The sequence below is a fragment of the Enterobacter hormaechei ATCC 49162 genome, assembly GCF_001875655.1.
Lineage (GTDB): Bacteria > Pseudomonadota > Gammaproteobacteria > Enterobacterales > Enterobacteriaceae > Enterobacter > Enterobacter hormaechei.
Genome location: NZ_MKEQ01000001.1, coordinates 3,731,424 through 3,752,550, shown reverse-complemented (window position 1 = coordinate 3,752,550; position 21,127 = coordinate 3,731,424). Strand labels below are relative to the sequence as shown.

The 21,127-nt window shown below is 57.0% G+C and carries 25 protein-coding genes and 1 pseudogene; 17 read left to right on the top strand and 9 right to left on the bottom strand.

Annotated features, from left to right (window positions below; genetic code table 11):
- Positions 1–99: 99 nt before the first annotated feature.
- Together yedD and fliE are read right to left on the bottom strand one after the other, a co-directional pair.
- On the bottom strand, positions 100–513 hold the full coding sequence (gene yedD, locus BH712_RS18475) for a lipoprotein YedD (RefSeq protein WP_003859613.1): 414 nt from the start codon (positions 511–513) through the stop codon (positions 100–102).
- A 74-nt stretch (positions 514–587) separates the two neighbouring features.
- On the bottom strand, positions 588–902 hold the full coding sequence (fliE, locus tag BH712_RS18470) for a flagellar hook-basal body complex protein FliE (RefSeq protein ID WP_006811151.1): 315 nt from the start codon (positions 900–902) through the stop codon (positions 588–590).
- Positions 903–1,130: 228 nt separating this feature from the next.
- Between fliE and fliF the strand changes: the two genes are divergently transcribed.
- The 14 genes and pseudogenes from fliF to rcsA all read left to right on the top strand — a co-directional run bounded on the left by fliF (position 1,131) and on the right by rcsA (position 12,656).
- Positions 1,131–2,813, top strand: coding sequence for a flagellar basal-body MS-ring/collar protein FliF (gene fliF / locus BH712_RS18465; protein WP_006811152.1), 1,683 nt, complete (start codon positions 1,131–1,133; stop codon positions 2,811–2,813).
- The gene (fliG, locus tag BH712_RS18460) at positions 2,806–3,804 is read left to right on the top strand and encodes a flagellar motor switch protein FliG (protein WP_003859608.1); all 999 of its coding nucleotides are present in this window, start codon (positions 2,806–2,808) and stop codon (positions 3,802–3,804) included. The genes fliF and fliG overlap by 8 nt, the downstream gene beginning before the upstream one ends.
- The gene (gene fliH / locus BH712_RS18455; RefSeq protein ID WP_006811153.1) at positions 3,797–4,504 is read left to right on the top strand and encodes a flagellar assembly protein FliH; all 708 of its coding nucleotides are present in this window, start codon (positions 3,797–3,799) and stop codon (positions 4,502–4,504) included. Before fliG ends, fliH begins: the two co-directional genes overlap by 8 nt.
- Positions 4,504–5,874 carry a flagellar protein export ATPase FliI gene (fliI, locus tag BH712_RS18450; protein WP_006811154.1) on the top strand — a complete coding sequence of 457 codons (1,371 nt, stop codon included), beginning with the start codon at positions 4,504–4,506 and terminating at the stop codon, positions 5,872–5,874. The genes fliH and fliI overlap by 1 nt, the downstream gene beginning before the upstream one ends.
- Before the next feature lie 21 nt (positions 5,875–5,895).
- A complete protein-coding gene (gene fliJ / locus BH712_RS18445) occupies positions 5,896–6,339 on the top strand; it encodes a flagellar export protein FliJ (RefSeq protein WP_006811155.1) in 444 nt (147 codons plus the stop codon).
- Entirely contained in the window at positions 6,336–7,553 is a 1,218-nt protein-coding gene (fliK, locus tag BH712_RS18440) for a flagellar hook length control protein FliK (RefSeq protein WP_006811156.1), read from the top strand. The genes fliJ and fliK overlap by 4 nt, the downstream gene beginning before the upstream one ends.
- 106 nt (positions 7,554–7,659) lie before the next feature.
- Positions 7,660–8,130 (top strand): flagellar basal body-associated protein FliL, encoded by a 471-nt coding sequence (gene fliL / locus BH712_RS18435; protein WP_006811157.1) that lies wholly within the window; start codon positions 7,660–7,662, stop codon positions 8,128–8,130.
- A gap of 4 nt (positions 8,131–8,134) precedes the next feature.
- Entirely contained in the window at positions 8,135–9,139 is a 1,005-nt protein-coding gene (gene fliM, locus BH712_RS18430) for a flagellar motor switch protein FliM (protein WP_006811158.1), read from the top strand.
- On the top strand, positions 9,136–9,549 hold the full coding sequence (gene fliN / locus BH712_RS18425) for a flagellar motor switch protein FliN (RefSeq protein WP_003859592.1): 414 nt from the start codon (positions 9,136–9,138) through the stop codon (positions 9,547–9,549). The genes fliM and fliN overlap by 4 nt, the downstream gene beginning before the upstream one ends.
- A 2-nt stretch (positions 9,550–9,551) precedes the next feature.
- On the top strand, positions 9,552–9,926 hold the full coding sequence (gene fliO, locus BH712_RS18420; RefSeq protein WP_006811159.1) for a flagellar biosynthetic protein FliO: 375 nt from the start codon (positions 9,552–9,554) through the stop codon (positions 9,924–9,926).
- Complete coding sequence (fliP, locus tag BH712_RS18415) at positions 9,926–10,663, top strand: flagellar type III secretion system pore protein FliP (protein ID WP_003859589.1); 738 nt, start codon at positions 9,926–9,928, stop codon at positions 10,661–10,663. The genes fliO and fliP overlap by 1 nt, the downstream gene beginning before the upstream one ends.
- Positions 10,664–10,673: 10 nt before the next feature.
- Entirely contained in the window at positions 10,674–10,943 is a 270-nt protein-coding gene (gene fliQ / locus BH712_RS18410; protein WP_003859587.1) for a flagellar biosynthesis protein FliQ, read from the top strand.
- A gap of 6 nt (positions 10,944–10,949) precedes the next feature.
- A pseudogene (fliR, locus tag BH712_RS18405) lies at positions 10,950–11,742 on the top strand (flagellar biosynthetic protein FliR); the annotation flags it as partial.
- Between the two features lie 290 nt (positions 11,743–12,032).
- On the top strand, positions 12,033–12,656 hold the full coding sequence (gene rcsA / locus BH712_RS18400; protein ID WP_006811161.1) for a transcriptional regulator RcsA: 624 nt from the start codon (positions 12,033–12,035) through the stop codon (positions 12,654–12,656).
- Between the two features lie 99 nt (positions 12,657–12,755).
- Here rcsA and dsrB read toward each other — a convergent pair whose 3' ends face one another.
- Positions 12,756–12,944 carry a protein DsrB gene (gene dsrB / locus BH712_RS18395; protein ID WP_003859583.1) on the bottom strand — a complete coding sequence of 63 codons (189 nt, stop codon included), beginning with the start codon at positions 12,942–12,944 and terminating at the stop codon, positions 12,756–12,758.
- A 128-nt stretch (positions 12,945–13,072) separates the two neighbouring features.
- On the opposite strand from dsrB, the gene yodD reads away from it, so the two are divergent.
- Together yodD and BH712_RS18385 are read left to right on the top strand one after the other, a co-directional pair.
- Complete coding sequence (gene yodD / locus BH712_RS18390) at positions 13,073–13,300, top strand: YodD family peroxide/acid resistance protein (RefSeq protein WP_017383339.1); 228 nt, start codon at positions 13,073–13,075, stop codon at positions 13,298–13,300.
- A gap of 295 nt (positions 13,301–13,595) precedes the next feature.
- Positions 13,596–14,396: a mannosyl-3-phosphoglycerate phosphatase-related protein gene (locus BH712_RS18385; RefSeq protein ID WP_006811163.1), complete on the top strand. Its 801-nt coding sequence runs from the start codon at positions 13,596–13,598 to the stop codon at positions 14,394–14,396.
- Here the strand turns inward: BH712_RS18385 and dgcQ are convergent.
- The 3 genes from dgcQ to BH712_RS18370 all read right to left on the bottom strand — a co-directional run bounded on the left by dgcQ (position 14,381) and on the right by BH712_RS18370 (position 17,337).
- Positions 14,381–16,081: a cellulose biosynthesis regulator diguanylate cyclase DgcQ gene (gene dgcQ, locus BH712_RS18380; RefSeq protein WP_032673929.1), complete on the bottom strand. Its 1,701-nt coding sequence runs from the start codon at positions 16,079–16,081 to the stop codon at positions 14,381–14,383. The two genes, BH712_RS18385 and dgcQ, sit on opposite strands and share 16 nt — an antisense overlap.
- A gap of 84 nt (positions 16,082–16,165) precedes the next feature.
- Complete coding sequence (locus BH712_RS18375) at positions 16,166–16,348, bottom strand: YodC family protein (protein WP_003859574.1); 183 nt, start codon at positions 16,346–16,348, stop codon at positions 16,166–16,168.
- Between the two features lie 77 nt (positions 16,349–16,425).
- Positions 16,426–17,337 carry a DUF808 domain-containing protein gene (locus BH712_RS18370; RefSeq protein WP_032673930.1) on the bottom strand — a complete coding sequence of 304 codons (912 nt, stop codon included), beginning with the start codon at positions 17,335–17,337 and terminating at the stop codon, positions 16,426–16,428.
- Positions 17,338–17,515: 178 nt separating this feature from the next.
- Between BH712_RS18370 and yedA the strand changes: the two genes are divergently transcribed.
- Entirely contained in the window at positions 17,516–18,430 is a 915-nt protein-coding gene (yedA, locus tag BH712_RS18365; protein ID WP_006811166.1) for a drug/metabolite exporter YedA, read from the top strand.
- Here yedA and BH712_RS18360 read toward each other — a convergent pair.
- Genes BH712_RS18360 through BH712_RS18350 form a run of 3 tightly spaced genes read right to left on the bottom strand, consistent with a single transcriptional unit; the run spans position 18,402 to position 21,052 of the window.
- On the bottom strand, positions 18,402–18,893 hold the full coding sequence (locus BH712_RS18360; RefSeq protein ID WP_006811167.1) for a very short patch repair endonuclease: 492 nt from the start codon (positions 18,891–18,893) through the stop codon (positions 18,402–18,404). The two genes, yedA and BH712_RS18360, sit on opposite strands and share 29 nt — an antisense overlap.
- Complete coding sequence (locus BH712_RS18355; RefSeq protein WP_006811168.1) at positions 18,874–20,307, bottom strand: DNA cytosine methyltransferase; 1,434 nt, start codon at positions 20,305–20,307, stop codon at positions 18,874–18,876. The genes BH712_RS18360 and BH712_RS18355 overlap by 20 nt, the downstream gene beginning before the upstream one ends.
- 43 nt (positions 20,308–20,350) lie before the next feature.
- Complete coding sequence (locus BH712_RS18350; protein ID WP_006811169.1) at positions 20,351–21,052, bottom strand: phosphohydrolase; 702 nt, start codon at positions 21,050–21,052, stop codon at positions 20,351–20,353.
- Positions 21,053–21,127: the final 75 nt, after the last annotated feature.

Genomic DNA, 21,127 nt, shown 5'->3' with positions numbered 1-21,127 from the left:
CGGGAAGAGTGCGGCCTGATGCCCTCACCCCGGCCCTCTCCCACAGGGAGAGGGAGCAAACCCTAAAACGGCAATATGATTGCCGTTTTGCTTTTACCGCTACGGAAGCTTACTCTCCAGCGGATTCTTGCTCAGGTAATCTGCGCACTCCACCGTTGGACGGTCAACCTTGTACAGTTCCATACCGTCATACTCCAGCGCCGCCCCGTCACGCTCCAGCGGATAGACATCCAGCTTGCGCGTCACGTTATAATAATCATCTGAACGCAGCATGATCTTACCCGGCACCGCGATAACGCGCTGCCACTGACGGCAGTCCAGCGTGTCCCCCTCTGGCGTCACCACCAGCGTGGCGATCGCTTCCGGGCTGACCATCGCGCTCTGCGGCCCTTTCGACTGCCAGTAACCTGCCAGTTGCGAAGGTACCGGGTGCTTAATCACTTCCTGGTAGTTATCGACCTGAACACATCCCGCTAACGTCAGCATCGCAGCCACAATTGCTACTTTTTTCATCATCTTTCCTGCATGCGAAGAAAAAAATATTGTGGCATTAAAGCCATCAGGCTGCCAGCGTAAGATTGGAAGGTTTACACCTGCATCGACATCACGTCCTGGTACGCCGACACCAGCTTGTTACGCACCTGCAATCCCATCTGCAATGACACCGACGCTTTTTGCAGATCGGCCATCACATCGTTGAGCGCCACGCCGGGTTCACCGAGGGTAAATTTCTCAGCCTGGGTACGGGCCGCGTTTTGCTTGTCGCTGATCCGGTCCAGCGCCGCATGCAGTTGACCGGCGAAGCTAACGCCCGGCGGCTGGTCAGCCACGCTCTGATTACGGGCGGTCATCGCCGTTGCCTGTAACTGACTGAGTACCCCTTCAATGCCCTGTATAGCCATGACTCTCCCCTGAATGGTTTTTTACGAGGTCAAGACTAACAGCTTGTCAATAAGATAATGGCGGTAAATAGCGTTAAAAAACCAGGTTATTTGACGCATAGAAAATCCCGAATCATCAAATAATGGCAGGGCCATCAGTATGGAACTTTTGTCGTGTTTGCCGACCCGGGAGTCAGTTTTGTTTCTCTACACGAATAACGTAAACCACCAGGATTTAAGAGGTGCGCAATGAGTGCGACAGCAGCATCGACAGCGCCACAGAATAAATCACTCGAGTGGATGAACCGCCTTCGCGCCAATCCTAAAATCCCGTTGATTGTGGCAGGCGCTGCCGCCATTGCGATCGTTGTCGCGATGGTCTTATGGGCAAAAAGCCCGGATTACCGCACGCTCTACAGCAACCTTTCCGACCAGGATGGCGGCGCCATCGTCACCCAGTTGACCCAGATGAACATCCCGTATCGCTTTGCCGATAACGGTGGTGCGCTCGAAGTGCCCGCCGATAAAGTGCACGAGCTGCGCCTGCGTCTCGCCCAGCAGGGGCTGCCGAAAGGCGGCGCGGTGGGGTTTGAACTGCTGGATCAGGAAAAATTCGGCATCAGTCAGTTCAGCGAGCAGGTTAACTACCAGCGCGCGCTGGAAGGTGAGCTGGCCCGTACGATTGAAACCTTAGGCCCGGTGAAAAGTGCCCGTGTGCACCTGGCGATGCCTAAGCCGTCCCTGTTTGTCCGCGAACAAAAGTCCCCTTCTGCCTCTGTGACCGTTAACCTCGAACCTGGCCGTGCGCTGGATGAAGGGCAGATCAGCGCCGTCACGCACCTGGTCTCCAGTGCGGTAGCCGGTCTGCCGCCGGGTAACGTCACGCTGGTGGATCAGAGTGGGCATCTGCTCACGCAGTCCAACACCGCCGGGCGCGATCTCAACGACGCCCAGCTGAAATATGCCGCCGACGTGGAAGGCCGTCTCCAGCGCCGCATCGAAGCGATTCTCGGCCCGGTGGTCGGCAACAGCAACGTGCACGCGCAGGTCACCGCGCAGATTGATTTCTCGAATAAAGAACAGACCGAAGAGCAGTACGCCCCGAACGGGGATGCCGCTCGCGCTGTGTTACGCTCGCGTCAGATCAATGAGACGGAACAGGTAGGCGGCCAGTATCCTGGCGGTGTGCCGGGTGCGCTCTCTAACCAGCCTGCGCCTGCCAACGCCGCGCCAATCTCCACGCCACCGGCCAATCCGCAGAACGGTCAGCAAGCGAATCAGCAGACGACCTCGACCGCGAACAGTACCGGCCCGCGCAACAGCAGCCGTAACGAAACGACCAACTACGAAGTCGACCGCACTATCCGCCATACCAAACTGAACACAGGCGATATTGAACGTCTCTCTGTGGCCGTGGTGGTGAACTACAAAACGCTGCCGGACGGTAAACCGCTGCCGCTCACGGCGGAGCAGATGAAGCAGATCGAGAATTTGACCCGCGAAGCGATGGGCTTCTCTGAAAAACGTGGCGATACCCTCAATGTTGTGAACTCACCGTTCAACCCGGTGGATGAAAGCGGTGGCGAACTGCCGTTCTGGCAACAGCAGGCCTTCTTCGATCAGCTGATGTCCGCAGGCCGCTGGTTGCTGGTGCTGATTGTCGCGTGGCTGCTGTGGCGTAAGGGTGTTCGTCCTCAGCTACAGCGCCGTGCTGAAGCCGAGAAAGCCGCACTGGAACAGAAGAACGCGCGTCCGGACGAGGAAGAAGCGGTCGAAGTTCGTCTCAGCAAAGATGAACAAATGCAGCAGCGTCGTGCTAACCAGCGCATGGGTGCAGAGGTGATGAGCCAGCGCATTCGCGAAATGTCAGATAACGATCCGCGCGTCGTCGCGCTGGTCATCCGCGGTTGGATGGGTAACGAACATGAGTAATACGCTTACAGGCACCGATAAGAGCGTCATCCTGCTGATGACCATTGGCGAAGATCGCGCGGCGGAGGTGTTTAAACACCTCTCCCAGCGAGAAGTGCAGATCCTCAGCGCGGCGATGGCCAACGTGCGCCAGATCTCCAACAAGCAGCTGACCGAAGTGCTGGCGGAGTTTGAGCAGGAAGCCGAACAGTTTGCGGCGCTCAACGTCAACGCCAACGAATACCTGCGCTCCGTGCTGGTTAAGGCGCTGGGCGAAGAGCGCGCCGCCAGCCTGCTGGAAGATATTCTCGAAACGCGCGACACCGCCAGCGGGATCGAAACGCTCAACTTTATGGAGCCGCAAAGCGCCGCGGATCTTATTCGCGACGAGCACCCGCAGATTATCGCCACCATTCTGGTCCACCTCAAACGGGGCCAGGCAGCGGATATTCTGGCGCTGTTCGACGAGCGCCTGCGCCACGACGTGATGCTGCGTATCGCCACCTTCGGCGGCGTCCAGCCAGCCGCGCTGGCGGAACTGACCGAAGTGCTGAACAACCTGCTCGACGGCCAGAACCTCAAGCGCAGCAAAATGGGCGGCGTGAGAACGGCGGCGGAAATCATCAACCTGATGAAAACGCAGCAGGAAGAGGCGGTTATTACGGCGGTACGCGAGTTCGACGGCGAACTGGCACAAAAAATTATCGACGAGATGTTCCTGTTCGAAAACCTGGTCGAAGTGGACGATCGCAGCATCCAGCGCCTGCTCCAGGAGGTGGATTCGGAGTCCCTGCTTATCGCCCTCAAAGGTGCCGAGCAGCCGCTGCGCGAGAAGTTCCTGCGCAACATGTCCCAGCGTGCGGCCGATATCCTGCGCGACGACCTCGCCAACCGTGGCCCGGTGCGTTTGTCTCAGGTGGAGAACGAACAGAAAGCCATCCTGCTTATTGTTCGTCGTCTGGCGGAAACCGGCGAGATGGTGATTGGCAGCGGAGACGACACCTATGTCTGATGAACTGTCGTGGAAGCGCTGGACGCCTGACGACCTCTCCCCTCCCACCGCAGAGTTCACCCCTGCCATTGTGTCGTCCGACGAGGACGACACCGGGGCGGGCGTACCCGAGCTGAGTGAAGAGGAACAGCGCGCCCAGATGCTGGCCCAGATGCAAATGCAGGCGCACGAGCAGGGCTTCAACGCCGGGATGAATGAAGGCCGTCAGGCTGGCCACGCGCAGGGTTATCAGGAAGGGCTGGCGCAAGGCTTAGAGCAGGGCATCGAGCAGGCGCGCCAGCAGCAGGCGCCGCTGCATGCCCGTATGCAACAGCTGGTGAGCGAGTTTCAGCACACGCTGGATGCGCTCGACAGCGTGATTTCCTCGCGCCTGATGCAGATGGCGCTGGAGGCGGCCCGTCAGGTGATCGGCCAGACGCCGGTGGTGGATAACGCCGCGCTGATTAAGCAGATCCAGGGCCTGCTCCAGCAGGAGCCGCTGTTCAGCGGCAAACCGCAACTGCGCGTTCATCCTGACGATTTGCAGCGCGTGGAAGAGAGCCTCGGCGCGACGCTAAGCCTGCACGGCTGGCGGCTGCGCGGTGACCCGTCGCTCCATCACGGGGGCTGTAAGGTCTCGGCGGATGAGGGCGATCTGGATGCCAGCGTCGCGACCCGCTGGCAGGAACTGTGCCGTCTGGCGGCACCGGGAGTCGTCTGATGACCGCTCGCCTGACGCGCTGGCTTAATACGCTCGATAATTTTGAAACGAAGATGGCCCAGCTGCCATCCGTTCGTCGTTATGGACGCCTGACGCGCGCCACCGGTCTGGTCCTGGAAGCCACGGGGTTGCAACTTCCGCTCGGCGCCACCTGCGTGATTGAGCGTCAGGACGGGGCCGACACGCGTGAAGTGGAAAGCGAAGTGGTCGGGTTTAACGGTCAGCGCCTGTTCCTGATGCCCCTTGAAGAAGTGGAAGGGATTTTGCCCGGCGCCCGCGTCTACGCGAAAAACATCAGCGGCGACGGCCTGCAAAGCGGCAAACAGCTACCGCTCGGTCCGGCGCTGCTGGGCCGGGTGCTGGACGGCAGCGGCAAACCGCTCGATGGCCTGCCCTCCCCTGACACCACCGAAACCGGCGCGCTGATCACCCAACCCTTTAACCCGCTGCAACGTACGCCAATTGAGCATGTACTGGATACCGGCGTGCGGCCAATTAACGCCCTGCTCACCGTGGGACGCGGCCAGCGTATGGGGCTGTTTGCCGGTTCCGGCGTGGGTAAGTCCGTTCTGCTCGGCATGATGGCGCGTTACACCCAGGCGGACGTTATCGTGGTCGGCCTGATCGGTGAGCGTGGTCGCGAGGTCAAAGATTTTATCGAGAATATTCTCGGTGCAGAGGGCCGCGCCCGGTCAGTGGTGATCGCCGCCCCGGCGGACGTGTCGCCGCTGCTGCGTATGCAGGGTGCCGCCTACGCCACGCGTATTGCGGAAGATTTCCGCGACCGGGGCCAGCACGTGCTGCTGATCATGGACTCCCTGACCCGCTACGCGATGGCGCAGCGTGAGATTGCGCTGGCCATCGGCGAGCCGCCCGCGACCAAAGGTTACCCGCCGTCGGTCTTCGCCAAACTGCCCGCGCTGGTGGAACGCGCGGGGAACGGCATCAGCGGCGGAGGCTCGATCACCGCGTTCTATACGGTACTGACCGAAGGCGATGACCAGCAGGATCCGATTGCCGACTCCGCGCGTGCGATCCTCGACGGCCATATCGTGCTGTCGCGCCGTCTGGCCGAAGCCGGGCACTACCCGGCGATTGATATTGAAGCGTCGATCAGCCGTGCGATGACGGCCCTGATCACCGAGCAGCACTACGCCCGCGTGCGTAACTTCAAACAACTGCTCTCCAGCTTCCAGCGCAACCGCGATCTGGTGAGCGTCGGGGCGTATGCCAAAGGCAGCGACCCGATGCTCGATAAAGCGATTGCTCTCTGGCCGCAGCTGGAGGCATTTCTGCAACAGGGTATTTTTGAACGCGCCGACTGGGAAGATTCTCTCCAGGCACTGGAGCTGATTTTCCCGCAGGTGTAACACAGGTGGAGGGCGAAGGTCATGGCGCAGAACAGCGCGTTATCAACGCTGAAAGATCTGGCTGAAAAAGAAGTCGATGATGCCGCATTGCAGCTTGGCGCAATGCGACGCGGGTGCCAGCAGGCTGAAGAACAGTTGAAGATGTTAATCGACTATCAGCATGAATATCGCACCAACCTTAACACCGACATGACGCAGGGCATTGGTAGCCAGCGCTGGATTAACTATCAGCAGTTTATCCAGACGCTGGAAAAGGCGATTGAGCAGCATCGCCAGCAGCTCAACCAGTGGACGCAAAAAGTCGATACCGCGCTCAATTTCTGGCGCGAGAAAAAACAGCGATTGCAGGCCTGGCAAACCTTACAGGACCGGCAGATTGCCGCTTCGACCCTGGCGGAAAACCGTCTGGATCAGAAAAAAATGGATGAGTTTGCCCAGCGCGCATCAATGAGGAAACCAGAATGATCACACTGCAACAACTGCTGATGACCGACAGCGACCCGTCCGGTGGCACGCTGACCGGAAAAGGCGCTGAAGGCGCGCAAGATTTTCTCTCTCTGCTGGCGGGCGCACTGACCGAGACCACCGGCAAAGGCAAAGATGCCCCGCTGACGCTGGCCGATCTGAAAGCCGCGGGCAGCAAGCTGTCGACTGCGGCGAAGGAAAAAAACGGTGATACCACGCTCCAGGCGAAAATCGCCGAACTGCTCTCCCGCCAGGAGACGCTGACCGGGGAAGATACCGCCGTCGCCCTGCAAAGCCTCGTCTCCGGCCTGAAACCCGCAGCGAATACGGATGCGCTGAAGGCACTCACCCAGCCGGACGCGAAGGCAAACAGCGAGACCACGACTGAAGAAGAGGAGCTGGCCGGGTTAAGCGCGCTGATGGCGATGTTACCGCACCAGCAGACTACCACCCCGGTGGCGGCTCAGCCTGCGAGCACCGGGGAGATCGCCCCCCGAGCCGCCCTCCCTTCGGCGCTCACCCAGACGGACAACGGCCAGCAGCCGCCGCTTAGCCATGCGTTAACGGGTCAGGAAAAAATGCCGGTTCAGGACGGCGACACGTCGCTGCCCGCCACGGCATCCGCCGTTACGCCAGCTGTCGCCGCCGTCGCGGAGAAGCAGGACGTAGTGAGCACGGCGTCGTCGGTCGCCAGCCCAACCGCAACGCTGGCCCCGATCGTCAGCCACCTGGCGCCCTCCCAGCCTGCCGCTACCGTTGCGACAGCGCCAGTGTTAAGCCAGCCGCTGGGCACGCACGAGTGGCAGCAGAATCTGAGCCAGCACATCACCCTGTTCACCAGACAGGGACAACAAACCGCGGAGCTGCGTCTGCACCCGGAGGATCTGGGGCAGGTGCAAATTTCGCTTAAGCTGGATGACAACCAGGCGCAGTTGCAGATGGTTTCGCCCCACAGCCACGTCCGCGCGGCGCTGGAAGCGGCCCTGCCGATCCTGCGTACGCAGCTTGCGGAAAACGGCATTCAGCTTTCCCAAAGCAGCGTCAGCAGCGAGGGCTTTACCGGGCAACAGCAGTCCTCATCCGGACAGCAACAGCACGCTTCGCGTTCCGGCCAGCCTGGCGGGTTTAACGATGAGAGCGAAGAGTTATTGCCCACCCCTGCCGCCCTGCAATCCGCCGCGCGCGGCAGCCGTGCCGTAGACATCTTTGCCTAAACGCCAGAGGTAACGTGATTATCCCCGTCTTTTCCACGCTTTGACCTAAGCCGGACACGGGATAATCACCGTATTAAGCTGTACCGAAACAGGAAGCTCGTATCAGATGACAGACTCCGCTATCACCAAAAAAAGCAAGCGTTCCATCTGGATCCCGCTGCTGGTGTTGATTACCCTCGCGGCCTGCGCCACCGCAGGCTACAGTTACTGGCGTATGCAGCAGGAGCCCTCCAGCGCGGCCGCCAAAGCTGAAGCGCCGCCTCCACCGGCACCGGTCTTCTACCCGCTGGATACGTTCACCGTGAACCTGGGCGATGCGGATCGTGTGCTTTACGTGGGCATTACGCTGCGTCTGAAAGATGAAGCGACCCGTGCACGTCTGAACGACTACCTGCCAGAAGTGCGTAGCCGTCTGCTGCTGCTGTTTTCTCGTCAGGACGCCTCCACGCTCGCCACCGATGTGGGCAAGCAAAAGCTGGTCGATGCCATAAAACAGACCCTGGCGACCCCGCTGGTCAATGGCCAACCTAAGCAGGAAGTCACTGACGTTCTGTATACAGCCTTCATTCTGCGGTAACGACATGGGCGACAGTATTCTTTCTCAGGCAGAAATCGATGCGCTGCTCAACGGCGACAGCGATAAGAGTGACGATCCGAAACCGGGTCTGACCGGCGACGACAATATTCGTCCCTACGATCCCAATACCCAGCGTCGCGTGGTGCGCGAGCGTTTACAGGCGCTGGAGATCATCAACGAACGTTTTGCCCGACAGTTCCGCATGGGGCTGTTTAACCTGCTGCGTCGTAGCCCGGATATCACCGTCGGTGCGATCCGCATTCAGCCGTATCATGAGTTTGCCCGCAACCTGCCGGTGCCAACCAACCTTAACCTGATCCATCTGAAACCGCTGCGTGGCACCGGTCTGGTGGTGTTCTCGCCAAGCCTGGTGTTCATCGCAGTGGATAACCTGTTCGGTGGCGATGGCCGTTTCCCGACCAAAGTGGAAGGCCGTGAGTTTACCCATACCGAACAGCGCGTGATTAACCGCATGCTGAAGCTGGCGCTGGAATCTTACAGCGACGCGTGGAAAGCGATTAACCCGCTGGAAGTGGAGTACGTACGTTCCGAGATGCAGGTGAAGTTTACCAACATCACCACCTCCCCGAACGATATCGTCGTCAACACGCCGTTCCACGTCGAGATCGGCAACCTGACGGGTGAGTTCAACATCTGCCTGCCGTTCAGCATGATTGAACCGCTGCGCGAACTGCTGGTGAACCCGCCGCTGGAGAACTCACGCCATGAAGATCAGAACTGGCGTGAAAACCTGGTGCGTCAGGTACAGCATTCACAGCTGGAACTGGTGGCCAACTTCGCCGACATCTCCATGCGGTTATCGCAGATCCTGAAATTACAACCCGGCGACGTTTTGCCGATAGATAAACCCGACCGCATTATTGCCCATGTGGATGGCGTACCCGTGCTGACAAGCCAGTACGGCACGATTAACGGTCAGTATGCGTTACGCGTTGAGCACTTGATCAACCCGATTTTGAATTCGCTGAATGAGGAACAGCCCAAATGAGTGACATGAACAATCCGTCCGATGAAAACAGCGGAGCACTGGACGATCTGTGGGCTGACGCGTTAAACGAGCAAAAAACGACGCCGACAAAAAGCGCGGCAGACGCGGTATTCCAGCAGTTAGGCGGCGGCGACGTCAGCGGCACGTTGCAGGACATCGACCTGATTATGGACATTCCGGTTAAGCTGACCGTTGAGCTGGGTCGCACCCGCATGACCATTAAAGAGCTGCTGCGCCTGACGCAGGGTTCCGTGGTGGCGCTTGACGGTTTAGCGGGTGAGCCGCTGGATATCCTGATCAATGGCTACCTGATTGCGCAGGGTGAGGTGGTGGTGGTGGCCGATAAATACGGCGTACGTATCACCGACATCATTACCCCTTCCGAACGTATGCGTCGTCTGAGCCGTTAAGCATGAAAACCCAGGCAACACTGTCCGCGCCCTCTGCCGTACCCGGCTCACCGCTGCTTCAGGTGAGCGGCGCGCTATTCGGTATTATTGCCTTTATCCTGATTGCCGCCTGGCTGGCAAAGCGTTTTGGTCTGGCGGGGAAAACGGCCGGTACGCGTGGGTTGAAGGTCAGCGCCAGCACCCCACTCGGGCCGCGCGAGCGCGTGGTCATTGTGGAAGTGGAAGATGCGCGACTGGTGCTGGGCGTAACCGCCTCCAGCATTAACGTCCTGCACACGCTGCCCCCTGCGCCTGCCACGGTGGAGACGACCTCCCAGGCCCCTGCGGATTTTCAGTCCGTTATGAAGAGTTTGCTCAAGCGTCCCGGGAGATCCTGATGCGCCGTTTGTTATTCCTTACGCTGGCAGGTCTGGGCCTGTTCGCGCCCTCCGTGTATGCGCAGCTGCCGGGGCTGGTTTCCACGCCGCTGGCGAACGGGGGACAAAGCTGGTCCCTGTCCGTGCAGACGCTGGTGTTCATCACCTCGCTGACCTTTATCCCGGCAATCTTACTGATGATGACCAGCTTTACCCGCATCATCATTGTGTTTGGCCTGCTGCGAAATGCGCTCGGCACGCCGTCCGCGCCACCCAATCAGGTGCTGTTGGGTTTAGCCCTGTTCCTGACCTTTTTCATTATGTCGCCAGTAATCGACAAGATTTACACCGAGGCATACCAGCCATTCAGCGAAGATAAAATTTCCATGCAGGTTGCCCTGGAAAAGGGGGCGCAGCCATTACGTGAATTTATGCTTCGCCAGACGCGCGAAGCGGATTTAGCCCTGTTTGCCCGTCTCGCTAACACGGGTGAGCTACAGGGGCCGGAAGCGGTGCCGATGCGCATTCTGCTGCCTGCATATGTCACCAGTGAGCTGAAAACGGCGTTCCAGATTGGCTTCACCATTTTCATTCCATTCCTGATTATTGACCTGGTGATCGCCAGCGTTCTGATGGCGCTCGGGATGATGATGGTCCCGCCCGCGACCATTGCCCTGCCCTTTAAGATCATGCTGTTCGTGCTGGTCGACGGCTGGCAGCTGCTGGTCAGCTCGCTGGCGCAGAGTTTCTACAGTTGAGGAGCGCGCAATGACGCCTGAGTCGGTCATGATGATGGGCACGGAGGCGATGAAAGTCGCGATTGCCGTCGCCGCGCCCCTGCTGCTGGTTGCGCTGGTCACCGGTCTGATTATCAGTATTCTCCAGGCCGCCACGCAGATTAATGAAATGACCCTGTCGTTCATCCCGAAGATCATTGCCGTCTTCGTGGCGATTATCGTTGCCGGGCCATGGATGCTCAATTTGCTGCTGGACTATATGCGTAACCTGTTCACCAACCTGCCGTACATCATCGGCTGACGGACGATGCTGCATTTCACCAGCGATCAGTTTGTTCAGTGGCTCGGGATCTATTTCTGGCCGATGCTGCGCATCATGGCGCTGATCTCCACCGCCCCCATTCTGAGTGAAAAGTCGGTGCCTAAGCGCGTCAAAATTGGGCTGGGCATTGTGATCACCATTATCGTTGCCCCTTCCCTCCCGGCGGTGGATATCCCGATCTTTTCTCCGAATGCGATCTGGATTGCCCTGCAACAGGTGATGATTGGCGTGGCGGTCGGGTTTACGATGCAGCTCGCCTTTGCGGCGGTACGAACGGCGGGGGAACTGATCGGTTTGCAGATGGGCCTGTCCTTCGCGACGTTCGTTGACCCGGGTAGCCACCTGAATATGCCCGTGCTGGCGCGTATTATCGACCTGCTGGCGATGCTGTTGTTCCTCTCGTTCAACGGCCACCTGTGGCTGATCTCTATGCTGGTGGACACTTTTCATACGCTGCCGATTGGCGACAACCCGGTCAACAGCAACGCCTTTCTGGCGCTGGTGCGGGCTGCCGGGCTGATCTTCCTCAACGGGCTGATGCTGGCGCTGCCGATCATTACCCTGCTGCTTACCGTTAACCTCGCATTAGGTTTACTCAACCGAATGGCCCCGCAGCTGTCAGTATTCGTGATTGGCTTTCCGGTGACATTGACGGTTGGGCTTTTATTAATGTCATTATTGATGCCACTTATCGCCCCCTTCTGCGAGCATTTATTCAGCGAGATATTCAATCTGTTAGCGGATATTGTCAGCGAACTTCCACGCAAATAATAACCCGCAGCGTTTGCAATGTCTTTCTGAGGATATTCCTAAAAATAATCTCGAAAAACATCTACCAGGATATATCTGACGCGGTTTAAATGTTTCTAACCACCTCACAATACTTAATATTTACTTTACTTTAAGATGATTCCTGGCAAATTATACGTAACTTTACGGGATAGTGAGTTCGCCTGAAAGTCTTTGTCATGCTCACAGGTTTTATTAGATTTTTTCCATCCCGTATGGCTGTTTATGAGCTCTCAGGCAGGTGGTGAATTATCGTTACGCATTGAGTGAGGGTATGCCATGTCAACGATCATTATGGATTTATGCAGCTACACCCGGCTAGGGTTAACCGGGTACTTAGCAAGCAGAGGGGTAAGAAAGAGAGACATCAACGATGCGCACACCGTTGAAGAACTCGCAGCCGCTTGTGACGTTCACAAGCCTGGCGTGGTGTTTATTAATGAGGACTGTTTCATTCACGACCCCGCTAACAGTCAGCACATTAAGCAGATCATTAATCAGCATCCTAAGACCCTGTTTATTGTTTTTATGGCAATCGCCAATATTCATTTCGATGAGTATTTGCTGGTGCGTAAAAACTTATTAATCAGTTCGAAATCGATTAAACCAGAGTCACTTGATGACATTCTGGGCGATTATTTGAATAAAGAAGTGAAGAATGTAGGGGCGATTAACTTACCCACCCTATCATTAAGCAGAACTGAATCTAGTATGTTAAGAATGTGGATGGCTGGGCAAGGGACAATTCAGATCTCAGACCAGATGAATATCAAGGCAAAAACAGTATCGTCACACAAAGGAAATATTAAAAGGAAAATTAAAACGCATAATAAGCAAGTGATATACCATGTCGTACGCCTGACAGATAATGTGACGAATGGGATTTTCGTTAATATGCGCTAAGTTGCACGGCCATGTTGTACCCTACCCTGATCTCTGGCCTGGCCAGAGATTTTGCTTTTCAGCAGCCGGAGCCGGGGAGATTACGCCCCCGACGCCGCCCTATTCCGCCGTTTCCACAAAGATCCCATCCGGGTGGCCCAGTTCGTTGAAGAACCAGATGCCGAGCGGGTAATCTTCCAGCGACACCAGATACATTGTGCCTTCATTAAACTCTTCTATTGCCAGCACCACGCCCGGGCGGCGCGGCCCACCGTCCGTTTTGACGGTTACCCGATCGTTGACCTTCATACATTCCTCCTGTGGTTTTGAGCCAGTGTAGAACAAATTACATTGCCTGGCATCGCCGCCTGGCGCGAATGGCGTTTTTGTGTGCGGTCTATACTAAGCTGTGGAGACGGTTAAATGAGGAGCCCGCAATGAAGACCGACAAAGAGTACAGCGACACCATTAAGCGTGAGGTGGAAGTGGATGTCGATGCCCTGCTTGCCGCCATCAATGAAATCAGTGAGTCCGAAGTTCATCGCGCGGAGGATAATTCAGATCGTGTCGTGGTGAATGGTCGGGATTACCATACCTACCGTGAACTGGCAGAAGCGTTCGAGCTGGATATTCATGACTTTAGCGTCTCGGAGACGAACCGCTAAGCCGAAAAAAATCCCGGTCATGGGGATGACCGGGATCAAACTTGCTTATGCAAGAAGCACTTGTAAATTCGTTACACCAGGAAATCTGATGCAGGTAAGACATTATCCCCAACAGAATTGTCTTACAAGCATATATTCTCTTAGCGAATATTATATTTTATACATGTGAATTTTGGTTATGAGTATAAACATGCGCCGCGTGTGGGTTTGTCGGGATCGTTTCCACCTCAACGGCGCGTCAATGTCCATTTTTTTAAGATTTTTCTTAGGTTAAAATCATCACCCGGGAGACGTTATGCCTTCGCTTGAGGAGACCCTGCTTGTCTTTACCGACCTCGACGGCACGCTGTTGGATTTTCACACGCTCGACTGGCAGCCAGCGGCTCCCTGGCTGGCGAAATTAAGGGATAAACAGATACCGGTCATACTGTGCAGCAGCAAAACCACCGCCGGGATGCAGGACATGCAACAGGAACTGGGGCTTGGTGGGCTGCCGTACATTGCGGAAAACGGCGCGGTGATCCAGCCTGACGTACGGTGGGAAAACGCCGCACGGTTCATCTCAGCAAAGAAGCATGACGATATCTGGCAGTTTCTCGCGCAGGTACGTCAGGACCTGCATCTGAAATTCACCACCTTCGATGATGTGGACGATCGCGTGGTCGCCGAATGGACCGGACTGAGCCGTCCCCGTTCGGTGCTTGCGCGCAAGCACGAGGCTTCCGTGACGCTGATCTGGCGTGACAGTGATGAACAGATGAAACGCTTTGCCGCCGAACTCGCCCGGCAGGGGCTGAAGATGGTCCAGGGGGCACGTTTCTGGCACATTCTGGACGCAGGCTGCGGCAAAGACGTGGCGGTTCACTGGCTTGTGGAACAGTATCGCCTGCATGAAGGCTTCGAACCCACGACGCTGGGACTGGGCGATGGCCCCAATGATGCCCCTCTGCTGGACAGCGTAGGCTTCGCCGTGGTGGTGAAAGGCTTCAACCGGGAGGGTGTCAGCCTTGAGAACAACGATCCCGCACGGGTGTATCGCACTCAGCACACCGGGCCGACCGGCTGGTGCGAGGGGCTCGATTACTTTTTGACGTGATCCTGCCAGATCACCCGGTTACGCCCGCGCTGTTTCGCCTCATACAGACGCGCATCGGCGGTGGATTGCAGATTCTCGAAGTGATAATTGCCCTTCTCCTGCGCGCCAGAGACGCCAAACGACGCACTCACGCGCAGGGTGGTACTTTTCTTGATCAGGATCTCTTTGCTGTCGATACGCTCGCGGATCTGCTCTGCGACTTCCGCCGCCTCTTCAAGCGTCATGCCGGGCAGCACCACACAGAACTCCTCGCCCCCGACGCGTCCGGCAATATCTTTCGCGCCGAGGGTGCTGGCAATCAGCCCCGCGGCATGGGTCAACACCTTATCCCCCGCCTGATGCCCGAACCGATCGTTGATGCTCTTGAAGCAGTCAAGATCGATCTGGATGACAGAGAAAGGCAGCGACTGCTGTTCACACTGCTTCGCCAGCCTTTTCGCCTGCTCGAACAGCGATCCCCGATTATTCAGCCGGGTCAGAGGGTCGTGCCAGGCCTGCCATTGCAGCGAGTTCTGCATCGAATACATATTACTGACCATGCGCCGGATCACCAGCCATGAGATGAGCAGCATCGCGGTGAACAGCGCCCAAAGCAACGCCAGCACAATGCTGATGCTGCCGAAATCGCCGCGCACCCCTTCATCAAGGGTATGCACACGCAGGACGACGCCGTCAAAATGGTCGAGACGCTCCCAGCTGACAAAACGACTCCCCAGACGAATGCCGCCTTCGGAATCCGACTCTATTGCGTGCGCTATCTGCGCTAATTCGCGCGGGTCAAAATGATTGACGTCCGCAGCCGGTGATCCAGACGTCGCGAGCAGGGTAAGACGATTGTCATACAGCTGGTATTCCCCTTCCGGCGCATCGTTAACGGCTTCCACCAGCAGGCGACGCAGGGTGGCCAGGGTGAAATCCATCGCCACCACGCCATACCAGACGCGTTGGTAATAAACAGGCACGCTGGCGGTGATCAGCGGCTTTTTGCCCACAAAGGAGGACGGAGGCGGGATAAACCAGCGCACGGCACGCGCACGGTTTTCACGCTCGGACTGGTGGGTAAACCAGGGCTGAGTGACCAGACGGTAGTAGCGCGGCACGATATCGCTGGCATTGCCCGGCATATCCGTTTCCAGAAAAAATCCGGCGCGAGAGACATAAATCACGCGCTCTTCGTTGCGCGAAGCACTGGATGCCAGACGCAACAGATAACCCACTTCGAGCGCGGCGGACAGTTCATTATCCAGGTACTCATCATCACGCTTCAGAAGGGTGGTCTTTTCAACGAAGGCATCCGAAACCCCGTTGATGGGTAATGTGCGCTGTTTATCAACCGCAATTTGCCAGGCAGGGGACGTTCGCAAACGCGCAAAACGCTTTACCGCATCATGCAGCACGCCAAAGGCCAGCGGCGTTTCCAGTGCATCTCGCATGCTGTGGCGAAAAAACAGCATTTTATCGACGCTGAACTGGAGTTGTCTGTCCAGCGCACTGGCAACCGTGGCCAGATGGTTACGCTGGCTGGAGATATAAGCATCTTCCAGTACCACAACTTCGCGCCAGGTCAGGAGGGTGGAAAAGATCAGGACAACAATAAAACAGAGGTTAACAATCAAACGGGGATTGCTACGCTTATGCAGCCACTGCAAAAAAGATTGCTTTACACCAAAGGTATCGTGCTGCACACACACTCCCTGATTGTCGCTCACCATCCGATATGATAAGTCTTCTGCCAGTAAAAACGCCCGGCAAGGCCGGGCGTTGTGTGATTAAGCCTTGTCGCGTTTTTGCCTTTTATTCGCAGGCTGAAGCTCGTCTTCACGAAAAGCCTCCCGCTTAATGCCGTATCCGTCATGCCACCGACATTCCACCATTCCACTGGAATACCCGGTGACAATCATGCCTGGACCACCATTCTTAGGCTTAACTTCATCACTGATCAAAAAGACCATACCTGCATCCTGTATCAGGGTGAAACGTTTTCAATTTAGACGAGGAATGGTCTTTTTGCACCCGGGGTCAGCAATAATTAATGCGATTTTCCGCGTACTTTTTCAACCAGCTTAACAACGGCGACCACAATCAGACCGACGATAAAGCCCAGCACGAGGTTAAGCAGTGTGGGCAGAACCGCGGCGACCAGCGCCCCCTGGCCTGACGCAAAATGCTCAATCATGTGATGCAGCGAAGCAACACCGTGCACGATAATGCCACCGCCGACCAGGAACATCGCCAGGGTTCCCACCACCGACAACGTTTTCATCAGCCACGGTGCCAGCACCAGCAGGCTTTTCCCGATGCCACGCGCGATTGCGCTGGATTTCTTTTCCAGCCAGAAGCCGATATCGTCCAGCTTGACGATCAGCCCCACCAGGCCATAAACCCCTATCGTCACGAGGATCGCAATGCCGGAGAGGATCAGCACCTGGTTCATCAGAGGCGCTTCTGAGACGATCCCCAGCGTAATCGCCACAATCTCGGCCGAGAGAATGAAGTCGGTACGGATCGCACCTTTAACCTTATCGCGCTCGAACGTTTTTGGATCCTGTGCAGCCAGCGCTTCCAGACGCTGCTGACGCATTTCCGGGGTGTCTTTCTGTTTGCGCGCGGCAAGCATATGCAACACTTTTTCGGCACCCTCGAAACAGAGGAACGCCCCGCCGATCATCAGCAATGGCGTGATGGCCCAGGGTATGAAGGCGCTAATCAGCAGCGCCAGCGGCACGAGGATCACCTTGTTAATAAAGGACCCTTTCGCTACGCCCCACACTACCGGCAACTCACGGTTCGCCCGCACGCCGCTGACCTGCTGCGCGTTCAGCGACAAATCATCTCCCAGCACCCCGGCGGTCTTTTTCGCCGCCAGTTTTCCCATAACCGAAATGTCATCCAGCAAGGTGGCGATATCGTCCAGTAATGTTAATAAGCTACTTCCTGCCAAAATCTCTATCCTTCTTTTTTTGCTAATTAAGTGAATAGTATGGAACAAAACTTACCGCCCGGAAACAGGCACCTCGCGTCAACACAAATTTCACATTAACAACACAATTAAAGCACTCGCCAGCCCGATAGTTTTGGCGTTAACTATGAGCGAACTTTTTATTTCGTCGTGAGGGACTATGCGTTTTCGGCATTTATTACCGCTCATTGGAGCACTCTTTTCCCTGTATATCATCTGGGGATCCACCTATTTTGTCATTCGTATTGGCGTGGAAAGCTGGCCCCCGCTGATGATGGCCGGTATTCGTTTCCTTACGGCTGGCGTGCTGCTGATGGCGTTTTTACTGCTGCGCGGTCACAGGCTACCGCCGCTGCGTCCCCTGCTTAACGCCGCCCTGATCGGCCTGCTGCTGCTGGCGGTGGGCAATGGCGCGGTAACCGTCGCCGAACACCAGAACGTGCCGTCGGGCATCGCCGCAGTGGTCGTCGCGACCGTGCCGCTGTTTACGCTCTGCTTTAGTCGTCTGTTCGGGATCCGCACCCGTAAGCTCGAGTGGCTGGGCATCGCGATTGGGCTTGTGGGTATCATCATGCTCAACAGCGGCGGTAACCTGAGCGGGAACCCCTGGGCTGCCGTTCTGATCATGGTCGGCTCTATGAGCTGGGCGTTTGGCTCGGTCTACGGCTCCCGCATTGAGCTGCCCTCCGGGATGATGGCAGGTGCCATTGAGATGCTCGCGGCAGGCATTGTGCTGCTGATTGCCTCCGCATTGACGGGTGAAAAACTCACGGCGATGCCAGACCTGGCAGGTTTTCTGGCCGTCGGGTATCTGGCGCTGTTTGGCTCCATTATCGCCATCAACGCCTATATGTACCTGATCCGCAACGTCTCACCGGCGGTCGCGACCAGCTACGCCTACGTTAACCCGGTGGTGGCCGTGCTGCTGGGTACCGGATTTGCGGGCGAAGTGCTGTCGACAATAGAATGGCTGGCGCTGGGTGTGATTGTCTTTGCCGTGGTGCTGGTCACGCTGGGTAAATATTTGCTGCCCGCGAAACCGATTGTCACGCCGTGTGAGGTGGAGAAACCGTGATCGGGTGAATGCCCTGAGTGTCGATCTGCGCGGCCTGCCCGCCGCCGCAGATCCACTCTTCCAGCCGCTCCGTCAGTTCCATGTCGTTCAGCTTCATTCTTCCGCGCAGCGCGCATTCCCAGACAATCAGCACCCGCCAGCCCTGAGCGTAAAGCTGCGAAACATTGCGTTTATCACGCTCGACGTTCCTGCCAATCTTCTCCAGCCAGAAGTCGGTACGTGTCGCCGGGACTTTAAACAGATAACAATCGTGATGATGCCAGAAACAGCCGTGGGTGAAGATGATGCACTGGTACGCGTCGATGACGAAATCAGGACGCCCGGCAAGCGTGGCATCCTGAACCCTGAATTCAAACCCGACGGCGGTAAGGAGGCCCGCGATCCGTTTTTCAATCGCGGTATCACGCGTACCGATGGCACGCATGTTTTTACTGCGCGTGGCCTTATTGTGAACGTCCGCCATTGACGGCCTCACTCTGACGAAGCTGAACGGCCTTGCTGATGCGTGAGGCCAGCAGTTTCGCTACGGCGGCAAAGGCAGGCACCACCACCGAGTTGCCAAACTGACGGTAGGCCTGGGTATCCGACACCGGGATGCGAAAACTGTAGCCCTGCGGCGTCTCAAAGCCCATTAAGCGGGCGCACTCGCGCGGCGTTAAGCGCCGTGGTCGGTGCTGTTGGTTCTGGGGATCGTCGAAATCTTTTTCACCCAGCGCCTTATCCCAGCCCCGATCGATAAGAATTTCCGCGCCATCTTTGTAATAGCGCGCCGACAGCGTACGCGTCACGCTGTCAGGATTAAGCGGGTTGACCATGCCAAACCCAAAACCGTTGCCTTTCGCCTGGTGCTTTTTGGCGTAGCGATAGAGGTATTTCCACAGCACCGGCGTCAGAATGAATTTCGCATCGACCGCAGGCTCCAGCAGATCGGCCACTGTCGGACGGCGCGCCGGATACAGCGAGGGCAAATCACGCAGCGTAAAATCGCCTTTCAGATTGAGATCGCGGCGGAAACCCACCAGTACGATGCGTTCCCGGTGCTGCGGCAGGAAGTGTTTGCCATCGATAATTTTCGGATCGTCCGGCCCCATATCCTCAGCGTCCGCCACGTCGTAACCCAGTTCATCCAGCGTTTGCATGATAATGCGGAAGGTTTTGCCGCCGTCATGACTCTTTAAATTCTTGACGTTCTCCAGCACAAAAATCGCCGGGCGGCGGGCATCAATAATCCGGGCAACATCAAAGAACAGCGTGCCCTGCGTATCGCAGGCAAAACCGTGCGCGCGTCCCAGGGCGTTCTTCTTCGACACGCCAGCCAGCGAGAACGGCTGGCAGGGAAAACCGGCCAGCAGCACATCGTGCGCCGGAATGGTGTTGCGAATGTGTTCCGCGGCCTCTTCGTCACTGACGCCGGTTTTGTGGCTCAGGGTGACATCGCGAATATCCGCGTTGAACTGGTGCACGTCAGGATCGCAATACCAGTTGGCTTTATAGGTGCGGACAGCATGTTTGTTCCATTCACTGGTGAACACGCACTGCCCGCCAATCGCTTCAAAGCCGTGGCGAATGCCGCCGATACCGGCAAAGAGATCGATAAAACGAAAGGCATAATTCGGATGCGCAGCAGGAGGACGCGGCAGCAGGTTGTGCAGATAGCGGTACTCGCCGTCGCTCAGGCGGTGCCCTGCCCTGTCGCTTATCAGCAGCCGCTTGAGTATCGCCGGGCTCCAGTGGCTCTCGCCATGGGCCACCAGCTGGTTTGCCAGCGTTTTAGCATCATACATTTCCAGCAGCTGACGCAGGAGTGCCTGCACGGCTGCCGTTGATTTCTCAACCCGCTCAGGCGCGGGCACAGTCACTGATCGATTTTCCTGCATTCTCTTAACCGGACAATAAAGACAGAAAACAGAGTACCACAGTTCAGGATCCCACACTGCGACGGAAATGGGTCAATATCTGGCTGTCGGTTCCGAGGTAATCGCCCTGTAATTCGGCACTCAGTTTCGCCATAAACTGGATCAGGAAATCGGCATTGTGACGCGCAAGTTCGCGTCCCCGCGCGGTTTGCATGGTGTCCGGCAGACGCAGGAGTTTGGTCTGAAAGTGGTCGAGCGCGAAGGCTTTATCATCCAGCTTTCGTGTTCCGGCAAACGGGTCGTCGGCATCAAACAGCGCGGCACCCAGCGCACCGGACACGGCAAAGACGCGCGCCAGGCCGATAGCGCCTAACGCCTCCAGCCGATCGGCATCCTGCACAACTTTGGCCTCCAGGCTTTGCGGCGCGATACCGGCGCTGAAGCTGTGCGCTTCAATGGCGTGCTCAACGGCCGCATAACGATCGGGCGGAAAGTCAGGAAAATCGCGACTCAGGATCTCGCGCGTTTTTCGCGCGGCAAGCCGGGAAGAGTGGCTACGTTCGGGGTGATTTTTCGCCAGGCTGACAATATCGTGGAAGTAGCATGCGGTCAGCACGACCAGCGGATCGACGGTGTGCTCAGCCATAATGCTCTGCGCCGTCATCCAGACGCGGCGAAAATGGGCGATATCGTGCGCCGCATCATCAGTTAAATGATTTTCGTCAAGCCACTGCTCAAAACGCTGCTGCCATTGCGCCAGTTCCATTATCCCATCCTGTTGCTAAAAAGAGTGTGAAATATAATACACCCGAATTAAAGAGTTTAAAAAATAGAATTGCGA